This window comes from Herbaspirillum sp. Her3 (assembly GCF_057961275.1).
The window spans coordinates 5,223,245-5,236,332 of record NZ_CM176328.1 but is presented as its reverse complement, the minus strand read 5'-3'; the positions used below and the strand labels follow the sequence as shown (position 1 = coordinate 5,236,332).

Below are 13,088 nucleotides of genomic sequence, written 5' to 3'. Positions count from 1 at the left end.
GTATATATCTGGTCGGGGTGAGAGGATTCGAACCTCCGGCCTCTACGTCCCGAACGTAGCGCTCTACCAGGCTAAGCTACACCCCGTCGAGTGAGATCTAAGTCAGTGATTTCGATCTACTGCGAAAGCCGATAATTCTAACAGGGATTTTTTGAATTGGCTATCAGGAAGTGAAATAATTGCGTCCGCCGCGCGTCGCGCAGCAATTTCTGCCTGTTCACGGGTATAGGCCAGGGCGCCGGAGTGGGTGATGGCCGACAGCACTTCGTCGAAATGCTGTTCATCGCCATTCTCGATGCAGGTGCGCACCAGTTCGCGCTGCTGCGGCGTGCCGTGCTGCATCAGCCAGATCAGCGGCAGCGTGGGCTTGCCTTCGCGCAGGTCGTCGCCGACGTTCTTGCCGATCTCGGCACTGTTGCCGGAATAATCCAGTACGTCGTCAATCAACTGGAAGGCAGTGCCGATGGAGCGGCCATATTCGCCCGCAGCTTCGATGCCGGCCTCGTCGGCCCCGGCGATCAGCGCGCCGATCTGGCTGGCGGCCTCGAACAGCTTGGCCGTCTTGGAGCGGATCACCTGCAGGTAGCCGGCTTCATCCACATCCGGATTGTGCATGTTGAGCAACTGCAACACCTCGCCCTCGGCGATGACGTTGGTGGCATCGGCCACGATTTCCATCACGCGGGCGTTGCCTACCGTCACCATCATCTGGAAGGCGCGCGAATACAGGAAGTCGCCCACCAGCACCGAGGCCGCATTGCCGAACATGGCATTGGCGGTCTGCTTGCCGCGGCGCAACGAGGATTCGTCGACCACATCGTCATGCAGCAGGGTGGCGGTATGAATGAATTCGATCACGGCCGCCAGTGAGTGATGATGCTCGCCCTTGTAGCCGAAGGCATTGGCGATGAGCACGACCAGCACCGGGCGCAGGCGCTTGCCGCCCGCGCTGATGATGTATTCGGCGACCTGATTGACCAGCGGCACCTCGGAGTACAGCTGCCGACGGATGACTGCGTTGACCGCCTCCATGTCGGCGACGATCGGATGCATGATGGTTTGTTGCGAAGCGGTTTGTACGGCGGCAGACAAGGCGGAACCTGTGGAAAATGGTTATTCCCCGGATTATACGATGACAAGGCATGCGCACGCCAAAGAGCCTTTGGGTGGCTTGTTCAGGTTTCTCGTTGTCGGAATGAAATGCGTTACCGGTTTTGAATTGTCAGTCAGGCAAGTCTGCAGGCATTGTCCGGCCGGAAACTGTGTTGTACAGAGGCCCGGCAAAGTGTCAAGCCTTTTGACCGTGCAGCTAAGTGCCTGTATAATTTGCGGTTTTCCTGTTTCGGCATGGCGTTTTCATGGTCGCGGCAGGGGAAAATCGTTCTTATTCATTCATTCGTGAGGTTTCACATGTACGCGGTCATAAAAACCGGCGGCAAACAATACAAAGTTGCTGCTGGCGAAAAACTCAAAGTAGAACAGATACCGGCTGACATTGGCTCCGAAATCACTTTGGATCAAGTGCTCGCAGTGGGCGCAGGCGAAACCGTGAAGTTCGGTGCGCCGCTGGTCGCAGGTGCTACGGTGCTGGCTACTGTGGTAGCGCAAGGTCGCCATGACAAGGTCCGCATCTTCAAGATGCGTCGTCGCAAGCACTACCAAAAGCGTCAAGGCCATCGTCAGAACTACACCGAACTGCAAATCGTCTCGATCAACGCCTAAGCGTTGACCCTAACGAACTGCTCATCCAAAGTCATCAAGGAGTTTTAAATGGCACACAAAAAAGGCGGCGGCACTACGCGCAACGGCCGTGACTCAGAATCGAAACGCCTGGGCGTCAAGGTTTATGGCGGCCAAGTGATCAACGCTGGCGGCATCATCGTCCGTCAACGCGGCACCCGCGTCCACGCTGGCGAAAACGTCGGCGTCGGCAAGGACCACACCCTGTTCGCCCTGAAGGACGGCAAGGTCAAGTTCGTTGTCAAGGGCCTGCAACAGCGTCAATACGCTACCGTCGTTACGGCGTAAGCGTTCCTGTCATCCGGGTTCGCCCGGAACCAGGCATAAAAAAGGCTCTGCCGGCTGGTGGAGCCTTTTTGATTTTTGAAGAGCCGTCAACAAAGCGCCGAGCCCCGGCTGCCATGGCAAGTGCAGGGGTGGTCCTGATCAGGATCCAGGATGCATCGACGTTTTGTTAGCGGCTCCCATGTCCCATGAGGCGTCCATATCATGAAATTCATCGACGAAGCACGTATTGAAGTCGTGGCGGGGGATGGCGGCAACGGCGTCGCCAGCTTCTGCCGCGAAAAATTCCGCCCCTTCGGCGGCCCCGACGGCGGTGACGGCGGCAAGGGCGGCACCATCTGGGCCGTGGCCGACCGCAACGTCAACACCCTGATCGACTATCGCTACGCCAAGCTGCACCGCGCCGGCCGCGGCGAGAACGGCCGTGGTTCGGATTGCTACGGCAAGGGCGCCGACGATGTTTACCTGCGCATGCCGGTGGGCACCCTGATCGTCGACATCAACACCGGCGAGCACATCGCCGACCTGACCTTCCACGGCCAGACCGTGATGCTGGCCAAGGGCGGCGAGGGCGGCTGGGGCAACATCCACTTCAAGACCTCGACCAACCGCGCCCCGCGTCAAAAGACCGAGGGCAAGGAAGGCGAGCGTCGCGAACTGCGCCTGGAACTGAAGGTGCTGGCCGACGTGGGCCTGTTGGGCATGCCCAATGCGGGCAAGTCGACCTTCATCACGGCCGTCTCCAACGCCCGTCCGAAGATTGCCGACTATCCCTTCACCACCCTTCATCCCAACCTGGGCGTGGTGCGCGTGAGCCACGAGAAGAGCTTCGTGATCGCCGACATTCCGGGCCTCATCGAAGGCGCGGCCGATGGCGCTGGCCTGGGCGTGCAGTTCCTGCGCCACCTGCAGCGTACCGGCCTGCTGCTGCACATCGTCGATCTGGCTCCCTTCAATGAGGAAGTCGATCCGGTCAAGGAAGCCAAGGCCATCGTGCAGGAGTTGAAGAAATACGACCAGTCCCTGTTCGACAAGCCGCGCTGGCTGGTCCTCAACAAGCTGGACGTGGTGCCCCGAAGCCGAGCGCGCCAAGCGCGTGAAGGATTTCGTCAAGCGCTTCGGCTGGAGGGGTCCGGTCTTCGAGATTTCGGCGCTGAACCGCGATGGCTGCGAAGAACTCATCAACGAGATCTACAAGTATCTGGAAACCAAGCGCGCCGAAGAGCATCGCGCCGAAGAAACGCAGATGACCGAGGAAGCCCGCGCCATTTCCAGCATCGATCCGGACGATCCGCGCTTCAAGGTCCTGGACTGATTCCTCCCTTGCGCAGCCCTTGATGGGGCTGCGCAAGGGGGCGGTTCGGGCTATCATCTCAGCCTGTCGGATTTCCCGACCGCCCCCAGAAGAATCAGAACCCGGAACACTATGCAATCGGTCATTCAACGCGCCAAGCGACTCATCATCAAGGTTGGCTCATCCCTGGTCACCAATGATGGCAAGGGACTGGACGCCAACGCCATCGCCCGCTGGGCCGAACAGATCGCGCAACTGCGCGCGCTGGGCAAGGAAGTGGTGCTGGTCAGCTCCGGCGCTGTCGCCGAAGGCATGCAGCGCCTGGGCTTCGAGAAGCGTCCCACCGGCATCCACCACCTGCAGGCCTGCGCCGCCGTGGGCCAGATGGGCCTGGCCCAGATCTACGAAACCAGTTTCCGCAAGCATGCGCTGCACACCGCCCAGGTGCTGCTGACCCACGCCGACCTGGCCGACCGCGAACGCTACCTCAATGCCCGCTCCACCCTGTTCGCCTTGCTGCAGCTGGGTGTGGTGCCGGTCATCAACGAGAACGACACGGTGGTCACCGATGAAATCAAGTTCGGTGACAACGACACCTTGGGCGCACTGGTCGCCAACCTGATCGAAGCCGAAGCGCTGATCATCCTGACCGACCAGCCGGGCCTGTTTACGGCCGATCCGCGCAAGGATCCGACGGCCACCCTGATTTCCGAAGCCCGTGCCGGTGATCCCGCGCTGGAGCTGATCGCAGGCGGCACCGGTACCGGCATCGGCCGCGGCGGCATGCTGACCAAGATCCTGGCCGCCAAGCGGGCCGCCACCTCCGGCGCGCATACGGTGATCGCCTGGGGCCGTGAAGAGCAGGTCTTGACGCGCCTGGCTGCCGGTGAAGCCATCGGTACCCAGCTCAACGCCGAGACCGCGCAACTGACCGCCCGCAAGCAATGGATGGCCGATCACCTCAAGACCGCCGGCCGCGTGGTGCTGGATGCCGGTGCAGTGCAAAAGCTGAGCCTGGAAGGCAAGTCGCTGCTGCCCATCGGTGTGGTGGAAGTCTCGGGCGAGTTCGGCCGGGGCGACGTCATCACCTGTGTGGATGAGAGTGGACGCGCCATCGCCCGCGGCATGAGCAACTACAACAGCTCGGATGCGCGCCGCATCATCCGCCATCCTTCTTCCGAAATCCAGGCCATCCTGGGCTTCGTCGAGGAACCGGAGCTGGTGCATCGGGATAACCTGGTGCTGCTGTGACGGTGACGGGTGAAAACTTGTAAATTTTTTAAATCATTTAAAAAATTTAAACGATATAAATGATTCATGAAAAAACGCGGCCTTGGCCGCGTTTTTTTTGGAGGGGCGGTCAACGCCGGTATCAGCGGCGCACCGGATCGATACGGGTCTGGCTCTTGAGACGACCGACGATGCTCTTGACGTTCTCATTGTCGGCAATCATCTTGCCTTCGCAGAAATAATCCTTGAACAGCGCGCCATCGATGCGGTTGATGCCGATATCGCGGATCGGTTGCCACTTGTCGCGGCGCGAACGCGACCAGGTGCCATCGGGATGGCCGAAGGCGTAGGTCTTCTTTTCCCAGGTTTCGCAGCGCATGCCTTCATACATCACGTTCACCGCGCCGCCCTGGGTCTTGGTCACGACGGTGTAGCGCACCACCTTGTCGGTGCCGATGGAAACCGAGTTCACATCGATGTACGCCTTCATGGTGGCCTGCGGGCTGAGGTAGAACTCGGCCAGGTTCTGTTCCTGGGGCGTGGGCGGGAGGTGTACGGCGATTTCCTGCCAGGGCTTTTGCTCGTCGTCGAAGTCTTCATCGAAGCTTTGCGCCAGCGTGCTGGCGCAAGCGGCCAGCAGCGAGCAGGCCAGTACGGCGCGGCGCAGGTTGCGCACCGTCAACAGGGAACGTGGGGTATCGGATTGCAGGAAAGAGGGCATGGAATTCACTTGGTTTCCGGCGTGCTCGCGCCGTTGCTGGGCTGGCCTTGCGGCGCCTGGCCCGGGTTCTTGAGGGGATGCGGGGCGCGCCCGGGCTGCTCGACGCGGCGCGCACCGTGGGCGGGACGGTGCAGGAAGCGCGACAACTCCTGCAGCGCCTGCTGGTAGACCTCGCGCTTGAATTCGATCACCACGTCCAGCGGCACCCAGTAGTCGTGCCAGCGCCAGGCATCGAATTCGGGATGCGAGGTGCCGCGCAGGTTGACGTCGCAATCGCGCCCGACCATGCGCAGCAGGAACCAGATCTGTTTCTGGCCGCGGTAATGGCCGCGCACTTCGCGCTTGATGAAATGGTCGGGGACTTCGTAGCGCAGCCAGTCACGGGTGCGGCCGATGATCTTGACGTGCTCGGCGCGCAGGCCGATTTCTTCTTCCAGTTCCCGGAACATCGCCTGTTCGGGGGTCTCGCCGTGCTTGATGCCGCCTTGCGGGAATTGCCAGGAGTGCTCGCGTACGCGCTTGCCCCACCACACCTCGTTATTGGCGTTGAGCAGGATGATGCCGACGTTCGGGCGGAAGCCTTCTCGATCCAGCATGGTGATCCTCAAACTTTCTGCGGCTGGAAGTCCCTTTCAGGCAGGCTCATGCGACTGCGGGCGCACGCGGAAAAACCGGTACGCCAGGCGGGTCAGGAGCAATCACATCGATGCACGGATGTCATTGAAACTAGGAGCAAATCTGCAAAGAAAGGGCGCATCAGCCAGCTAATCCTTTAAAATTGGAATGATTATAACCCTCCTCTTTTTAAAAAGAACCGACCGTCATGCGCGCCTCACGTTTTTTTATTTCCACCCTGAAAGAAGCCCCTTCCGACGCTGAAATCGTGAGCCACAAGCTGATGATGCGTGCCGGCATGATCAAGCGTCTGGGGGCTGGCATCTACACTTACATGCCCATGGGTCTGCGCGTGATCCGCAAGGTCGAGGCCATCGTGCGCGAGGAAATGAACCGCGCCGGCGCCGTCGAGCTGTTGATGCCGGTGGTGCAGCCGGCCGAGCTGTGGCAGGAAACCGGCCGCTGGAACAAGATGGGCGCCGAGTTGATGCGCGTGAAGGATCGCCATGGCCGCGACTTCGCCATCCAGCCGACTTCGGAAGAAGTGGTCACCGACGTGGCCCGTTCCGAGCTGCGCAGCTACAAGCAGTTGCCGGTGAACTTCTATCACATCCAGACCAAGTTCCGCGACGAACGCCGTCCGCGTTTCGGCCTGATGCGCGGCCGTGAATTCACGATGAAGGATGCCTACTCCTTCGACCGCGATGTCGATGGGCTGAAGAAGTCCTACCAGGCCATGTATGACGCCTACGTGCGCATCTTCACCCGCTTCGGCCTGGAGTTCCGCGCCGTGGCGGCCGACAACGGCGCCATCGGCGGTTCCGGCTCGCACGAATTCCACGTGATTGCCGCCACCGGCGAAGATGCGCTGGTCTATTGCCCGACGTCGGATTACGCCGCCAACATGGAAGCGGCCGAAGCGCTGGCCGTGGACAGCACCCGTGGCGCCGCCACCCAGGCACTGGAAAAGACGGCCACGCCGGGCAAGTCCAAGTGCGAAGCCGTTGCCGAGCTGCTGGGCCTGCCGCTGGCACGCACCGTCAAGTCGATCGTGCTGGCCGTGGACAACGAAGATCCGTCCAAGAAAGAAATCTGGCTGCTGCTGCTGCGTGGCGACCATGAACTGAACGAAGTGAAGGCCAGCAAGATCTCCGGCCTGTCCACCTACCGCTTTGCCAACGAAGCCGAGATCGTCGAATGGTTCGGCACGCCCCCGGGCTACCTTGGTCCCATCGGCACCAGGAAGCCGGTCAAGGTCGTGGCCGACCGCACCGTGGCCAACATGGCCGATTTCGTCTGCGGCGCCAACGAAGCCGATTTCCACTACACCGGCGCCAACTGGGGCCGCGACCTGCCCGAGCCGCTGGTGGCCGATATCCGCAACGTCGTCGAAGGCGATGCCTCGCCGGACGGCAAGGGTGTGCTGGCGATCCAGCGCGGCATCGAAGTGGGCCACGTGTTCCAGTTGGGTACCACCTATTCCGAAGCCATGAAGGCGACCTACCTGGACGAATCCGGCAAGCCGCAGCCGCTGGTGATGGGTTGCTACGGCATCGGCGTGACCCGTATCCTGGGCGCGGCCATCGAGCAGAACTTCGATGACCGCGGCATCATCTGGCCGACCTCGATTGCGCCCTTCGAAGTGGTACTCTGCCCGATGGGTTACGACCGCAGCGAAGCCGTCAAGACCGAGATCGACAAGCTCTATGCGCAACTGACCGAAGCCGGTGTGGACGTGGTGCTGGACGACCGTGGCGAACGCCCGGGCGCGATGTTTGCAGACTGGGAGCTGATCGGCGTGCCGCATCGCATCGTGGTCGGTGACCGTGGCCTCAAGGAAGGCAACATCGAATACCAGGGCCGCCGCGATACCGAGGCCACCCAGGTGCCGCTGGCCGATGCGCTGGCCTTCATCCAGGGCAAGCTGGCCGCCTGATTTTTCCACAGGCTGCAATGACAAAGGCGGGCGCCATGGGCGTCCGCCTTTGTTTTTGGGGCAGGGGAACCCGATCGATTACTTGGCCGGCACGATGGTCACGGTCTCGCGCAGGATGCCGCCTTCGGCCACGCTGCCGTCGACCTTGCCCTGGCCGTTGACGCGCTTCTCGCAATCAACGCGATCCGATTGCGGCAGGCCTTCACAGCGACGCATTGCGTTTTCCTTCAGCTGGGCAGCGCCCGGATCGGTCAGGTTGCCGCGTGCGGCGGCTTGCTGGGCGGCGCCGGCTTCACGCAGGCAGGTGGCGCGGTCCTCGGTGGAGGCACCGCTCTTGCAGGCGGCGATCTGCTGCTGGTATTCCGAATTGCCCGCCTTGCCGGCGGCGAACACGTGCGAGGCGCCGCCCAGGGCAGCCAGGCCGATCACGAGGGCGCAGGCCGAGCGCAGCAGCTGGTGGCGCAGGGATGCGGTGGGCGCGGTTTGATTTGGCATGGTCATTTCCTTTCTCTTGGTCATGAGCGTCCAAGCTCATCTGTGAATGGCACAGGGTAGACCCGTTTTCTGGTTTTCGGTTCTTTTATTCAGTTCTGCCAACGGTAATGTGAGCGGAAGAGTTTGTTACAAGCCTTTGCGGCCATCGGCCCACCCTGCAAAGCCGCCATGGTAGGCGGTGACAGGGCCGCCTGCCATCAGCCAAGCGCTGCAAGAGACGTCAGACAAGAGGAAAAGCGGGCCGCAGCAGGGCCGTGCGCATGAGCGCTGAAACATCCGGAAACAAAAACGCCCGCATGGCTTCTGCGGGCGTTTTTGTTTGCAAGTCGCTTGCAAACCGCGGGCGTCGATCAGCTCAGGTGAGCCGAGATCAGCTTGGTCATTTCAAACATCGTGACTTGCTTCTTGCCGCCGAAGATTGCCTTGAGCTTGTCATCGGCATCGATGTTGCGCTTGTTTTCGGCGTTCTGCAGCTTGTGCTTCTTGATGTATTCCCACACCTTCTTGGTCACCTCGGTGCGCGGCAGCGGCTTGGCGCCGACCACTTCGCCCAGGGCAGCCGATGGGGTCAGCGGCTTCATGAAGGCGGCGTTGGGAGTGCGTTTTGCTGCGGGCTTGGCAGCGGGCTTTGCTGCGGCTTTCTTGGGGGCTGCTGCCTTGGGTGCGGCTTTCGGGGCTGCCTTGGCTGCAGGCTTGGCGGCGGCCTTGGGAGCTGCCTTCGCTGCTGCCTTGGGGGCGGCGGCTTTGGCCGCTGGTTTGGCGGCTGCCTTGGCTGCCGGTTTGGCGGCGGGTTTTGCTGCTGGCTTCTTTACTGCGGCTGCTGCTTTTTTTGCTGTGGCCATCGGAAAGACTCCTCATAAGAATGAGATGAATGCGTCATTTACGCACCGCTAATAGTGGTGCTCTTTGCACGGCCATGCAAGTATTTTTTAGTGGATTTTCCAGCGAAAGCGCCAGGAAACAACGAGCCGCCCCGATCCGGCGTCAAGCCGCGCCGGTAAAGGGATCGCGGCGGATCGCCGAAGTCCGGAAAAGGGTCGCTCCGGGCAGCTCAATGTCCACGCAAAAGCGATGAAGGAAGGGCATGTTTTTACGGGTTTGAAGCGGCCGAAAACGCATCGGCTGCGAGCATGTGGAAGGGGAGAACTGCGGAGGAGGAGGAGGGCGTCCGCGGCGGCAGAGGCGCCGCCGCAAGGAGGGGATGTTCGTCGCAAAGCCAGTTCCATAAAGGCTTTGCGGCCGATGATGTCAGCGCATGCCGCCCGGCAGCATGCCCTTCATGCTGCGCATCATCTTCATCATGCCGCCGCCCTTGAGCTTCTTCATCATCGATTGCATCTGCTCGAACTGGGACAGCATGCGGTTCACTTCCTGCACCTGCACCCCGGCACCGGCGGCGATGCGGCGCTTGCGGGTAGCCTTGATCAGCTCGGGCTTGGCGCGCTCCTGCGGGGTCATGGAGTTGATGATGCCTTCCATGCGGCGCACCTGCTTTTCGGCCTGGTCCATGTTGGCGTTGCCGGCAGCGGCCTGCATCTGGGCCGGCAGCTTGTCCAGGAGGCTGGTGAGGCCGCCCATCTTCTTCATCTGCGACAGCTGCGCCTTGAAGTCATTGAGGTCGAACTTGCCGCCGCCCTTGATCTTGTGCGCCAGGTCCTGCGCGGCTTCCATGTCCACGCCCTTGCGCGCTTCTTCCACCAGGGCCAGGATGTCGCCCATGCCGAGGATGCGGTTGGCCATGCGCGAGGGATCGAAGGCTTCCAGGCCGTCGAGCTTTTCGGCCACGCCGGCGAACTTGATGGGCTTGCCGGTGATGTGGCGCACCGACAGCGCAGCGCCGCCGCGCGAATCGCCATCCAGCTTGGTGAGTACCACGCCGGTCAGCGGCAGGGCGTCGCTGAAGGCCTTGGCGGTGTTGATGGCGTCCTGGCCCAGCATGGCATCGACCACGAACAGGGTTTCGATGGGCTTGATGGCGGCATGCACGGCGCGGATTTCATCCATCATGGCCTGGTCGATACCGAGACGGCCGGCGGTGTCGACGATCAGCACTTCGTGGTGGTGCTTCTTGGCGTAATCCAGCGCAGCCAGGGCGATGTCGACCGGCTTGTCGGTCGGCTGGCTGGGGAAGAAATCGGCGCCGGCCTGGCCGGTCACGGTCTGCAACTGGCCGATGGCGGCCGGGCGGTAGACGTCGGCGGAGACGGTCAGGACCTTTTTCTTCTTGTTCTCGCGCAGGTACTTGGCGAGCTTGCCGACGGTGGTGGTTTTACCGGCGCCCTGCAGGCCGGCCATCAGGATGATTGCCGGCGGCTGGGTCGCAAAGTTCAGTTGCGAGGCTTCGGCACCGAGGTCGGCACCCATCAGGCTGGCCAGCTCGCGCTGGACCACGCCCACCAGCGCCTGGCCGGGGGTGAGCGAACCGATGACCTCTTCGCCCATGGCTTTTTCCTTCACCTTGGCGATGAACTCGCGCACGGCGGGCAGGGCCACGTCGGCCTCCAGCAGGGCCAGGCGCACTTCGCGCAGCATCTCGGCGGTATTGGATTCGGTCAGTCGCGCCTCGCCGCGCATGGTTTTGACGACTTTGGCGAGGCGTTGGGTCAGGTTGTCTAGCATGGTGATATCTGCAAATGAGTGAAGGGCCGAAGGGCCGCTGGCCTGCACAAGGGCACAAGGGCGCACAGGCGTACGCAGGAAGGGCGGCGGGCAATCCTGCATTTTAACCGATCAGCCCTGCTGCGCCCCCGGTTGGCGCGTGCGGTCCAGATGGGGATGCTACGTAAAATTAACAGCTTGTACGGCTTGCACTCTTTGTGTATACATGGGCGCTGAATTTCCAAGCGCATAGAACAATCAAGGCCTCCGCCACGCAGCAGGGGCCAACGCCATCGAGACTGCCGGGCTGCACTGCGGATTCCGGCGCGCAGTATCAACAACGATACACACAAGAGGAGAGTGGAAATGCAAAAGCCAACACAATGGATCGCCCTGGCCCTGCTGGCAAGCGCCGGTTTCTCGGCCGCCAGCCATGCGGCGGACGACGTGATCCGCCTGGGCAACCTGAAGTTCGCCCACTATGGTGCGGTGTCCTACATCAAGGAGATCGCCCCCAAGTGTGGCATCAAGGTCGATGAAAAGGTCTTCGCCAAGGGGCCGGACGTGATGCAGGGCATCCTGGCCGGTGAGCTGGATGTGGGCACGACGGCCTCCGAAGCGGCCATTTCCGGTCGCGCCAACGGTGCTCCGATCTATGTGGTAGCCGGTTTCGCCAAGGGCGGCGCCCGCCTGGTGGCGGGCAAGGATTCGGGCATCAAGTCGGTCAAGGACCTGAAGGGCAAGAAGGTGGGCGTGACCCGTGGCGGCATCCATGAAGTGCTGCTGGACGCCGAACTGGGCCAGAACGGCCTGACGGCCAAGGACGTGACCATCGTCTACCTGGCCTTTGCCGACCTGAACCAGGCTTTGCTGGGCAAGAACATCGACGCCATGATGCAGAGCGAGCCACAATCCTCGCAGGCCATCAACAAGGGTTTCGGGGTGGAAGTGATGAAGCCCTACGATACGCCCATCGGCGAACCCTACCGCACCATGGTGATGACGGAAAAGTTCTATACCGAGAAGCGCCCGCTGGCCGAGAAGTTCATGCGCTGCTTCCTGGAGGCGACCAAGACCTTCATCGACAAGCCGGACGTGGCCGAGAAGTACGTGCGCGAAGTGATCTTCAAGAACCAGATCACCAAGGAAGACTTCTATGATGCCATCGGCAATTCGCCCTATGCCTACGACATCACCGCCGAGCACATCCAGGTCACCACCGATACCATGGCCAAGTACGGCACCGGCAAGATGGCCAAGCCGCCCGTGGCCAGGGATTGGGTGAAGACCGATCTGCTGGAGCAGGCCAAGAAGAGCATGAACCTGAAGTAAGCACAGGGGGAAATCGCGCATGGCAAAGAAGAACAAGGGTAGCTTCCTGCAGGGGCTGCTGGTGCCGATCATCGTGATCGCGCTGTGGGAGGGCGCCTCGCGGGCGGGCTGGATCAATCCGCAGATCCTGCCCTCGCCCTGGGCGGTCCTGAAGAAATGGGTGGAATACGCCACGCCCCTGAAACCCTACGACCCCGAGGCCGGCAGCTGGCTGGCCTGGGCCTTCTCGGGCGAACTGGTGATGGACGCCATCGGCAGTCTCTACCGGGTGGTGGCGGGCTTCCTGATCGGCGCCGGGCTGGCGTTGCCGCTGGGCTTGCTGATGGGGTCGAGCCAGCGCATCTACGCTCTGATGAACCTGACGGTGCAGGTGATCCGCCCGATCCCGCCGATTGCCTACATCCCGCTGGCCATCCTCTGGTTCGGGCTGGGCAATCCGCCGGCGCTGTTTTTGATCTCGCTGGGCGCCTTCTTCCCGGTGCTGATGAATACCATCGCCGGGGTGCGCCAGGTCGACAGCATCTACCTGCGCGCCGCCCGCAACCTGGGGGCCAGCCAGTCCACGCTGTTCTTGCGGGTGATGCTGCCGGCCTCGGTGCCCTACATCCTCTCGGGCGTGCGCATCGGCATCGGCACGGCCTTCATCGTGGTGATCGTGGCGGAAATGATTGCAGTCAGCAATGGATTGGGTTTCCGCATCATGGAGGCGCGCGAGTATTTCTGGTCGGACAAGATCATCGCCGGCATGATCACCATCGGCCTCCTGGGCCTGGCCATCGACCTGGGCATGAGCCGCCTCAACAATTACATGCTGCGCTGGCATCGCGGGCTGGAGAACTGAC

Annotated in this window: 12 protein-coding genes, 1 tRNA gene and 1 pseudogene; 7 read left to right on the top strand and 7 right to left on the bottom strand. The window is 61.8% G+C overall.

Annotation, left to right across the window (positions count from 1 at the left end; translation table 11 throughout):
• Positions 1-9 precede the first annotated feature (9 nt).
• Together ACVC5H_RS23820 and ispB are read right to left on the bottom strand one after the other, a co-directional pair.
• Positions 10-86: transfer RNA gene (locus tag ACVC5H_RS23820), tRNA-Pro, on the bottom strand.
• 16 nt (positions 87-102) lie between these two features.
• Positions 103-1,053 (bottom strand): octaprenyl diphosphate synthase, encoded by a 951-nt coding sequence (gene ispB, locus ACVC5H_RS23815; RefSeq protein ID WP_489620179.1) that lies wholly within the window; start codon positions 1,051-1,053, stop codon positions 103-105.
• 357 nt (positions 1,054-1,410) lie between these two features.
• Here ispB and rplU point away from each other — a divergent pair, with 357 nt between their 5' ends.
• From rplU to proB, 4 genes and pseudogenes are all read left to right on the top strand, one after another.
• Positions 1,411-1,722, top strand: a complete 312-nt coding sequence (gene rplU, locus ACVC5H_RS23810; protein WP_006713215.1) for a 50S ribosomal protein L21 — start codon at positions 1,411-1,413, stop codon at positions 1,720-1,722.
• Positions 1,723-1,770: 48 nt separating this feature from the next.
• The gene (rpmA, locus tag ACVC5H_RS23805; protein ID WP_006713216.1) at positions 1,771-2,028 is read left to right on the top strand and encodes a 50S ribosomal protein L27; all 258 of its coding nucleotides are present in this window, start codon (positions 1,771-1,773) and stop codon (positions 2,026-2,028) included.
• Positions 2,029-2,229: 201 nt separating this feature from the next.
• A pseudogene (gene cgtA / locus ACVC5H_RS23800) lies at positions 2,230-3,340 on the top strand (Obg family GTPase CgtA).
• Positions 3,341-3,451: 111 nt separating this feature from the next.
• Entirely contained in the window at positions 3,452-4,570 is a 1,119-nt protein-coding gene (gene proB, locus ACVC5H_RS23795) for a glutamate 5-kinase (protein ID WP_489620178.1), read from the top strand.
• A 121-nt stretch (positions 4,571-4,691) separates the two neighbouring features.
• Here the strand turns inward: proB and ACVC5H_RS23790 are convergent, their stop codons facing one another.
• The gene (locus ACVC5H_RS23790; protein ID WP_489622749.1) at positions 4,692-5,270 is read right to left on the bottom strand and encodes a CNP1-like family protein; all 579 of its coding nucleotides are present in this window, start codon (positions 5,268-5,270) and stop codon (positions 4,692-4,694) included.
• A gap of 5 nt (positions 5,271-5,275) precedes the next feature.
• Positions 5,276-5,866: an RNA pyrophosphohydrolase gene (locus ACVC5H_RS23785; protein WP_489620177.1), complete on the bottom strand. Its 591-nt coding sequence runs from the start codon at positions 5,864-5,866 to the stop codon at positions 5,276-5,278.
• Positions 5,867-6,093: 227 nt separating this feature from the next.
• Between ACVC5H_RS23785 and ACVC5H_RS23780 the strand changes: the two genes are divergently transcribed.
• Positions 6,094-7,821, top strand: a complete 1,728-nt coding sequence (locus ACVC5H_RS23780; protein WP_489620176.1) for a proline--tRNA ligase — start codon at positions 6,094-6,096, stop codon at positions 7,819-7,821.
• A 78-nt stretch (positions 7,822-7,899) separates the two neighbouring features.
• On the opposite strand, the gene ACVC5H_RS23775 is transcribed toward ACVC5H_RS23780, so the two are convergent.
• The 3 genes from ACVC5H_RS23775 to ffh form a co-directional block, all read right to left on the bottom strand.
• The gene (locus tag ACVC5H_RS23775) at positions 7,900-8,316 is read right to left on the bottom strand and encodes a hypothetical protein (protein ID WP_489620175.1); all 417 of its coding nucleotides are present in this window, start codon (positions 8,314-8,316) and stop codon (positions 7,900-7,902) included.
• Positions 8,317-8,666: 350 nt separating this feature from the next.
• Positions 8,667-9,158 carry an SWIB/MDM2 domain-containing protein gene (locus tag ACVC5H_RS23770; protein ID WP_489620174.1) on the bottom strand — a complete coding sequence of 164 codons (492 nt, stop codon included), beginning with the start codon at positions 9,156-9,158 and terminating at the stop codon, positions 8,667-8,669.
• Between the two features lie 406 nt (positions 9,159-9,564).
• Positions 9,565-10,935 carry a signal recognition particle protein gene (gene ffh, locus ACVC5H_RS23765; protein WP_489620173.1) on the bottom strand — a complete coding sequence of 457 codons (1,371 nt, stop codon included), beginning with the start codon at positions 10,933-10,935 and terminating at the stop codon, positions 9,565-9,567.
• A 345-nt stretch (positions 10,936-11,280) separates the two neighbouring features.
• Between ffh and ACVC5H_RS23760 the strand changes: the two genes are divergently transcribed.
• Positions 11,281-12,246, top strand: a complete 966-nt coding sequence (locus tag ACVC5H_RS23760) for an ABC transporter substrate-binding protein (protein ID WP_489620172.1) — start codon at positions 11,281-11,283, stop codon at positions 12,244-12,246.
• A 19-nt stretch (positions 12,247-12,265) separates the two neighbouring features.
• Positions 12,266-13,087, top strand: a complete 822-nt coding sequence (locus tag ACVC5H_RS23755; protein WP_489620171.1) for an ABC transporter permease — start codon at positions 12,266-12,268, stop codon at positions 13,085-13,087.
• Position 13,088 lies beyond the last annotated feature (1 nt).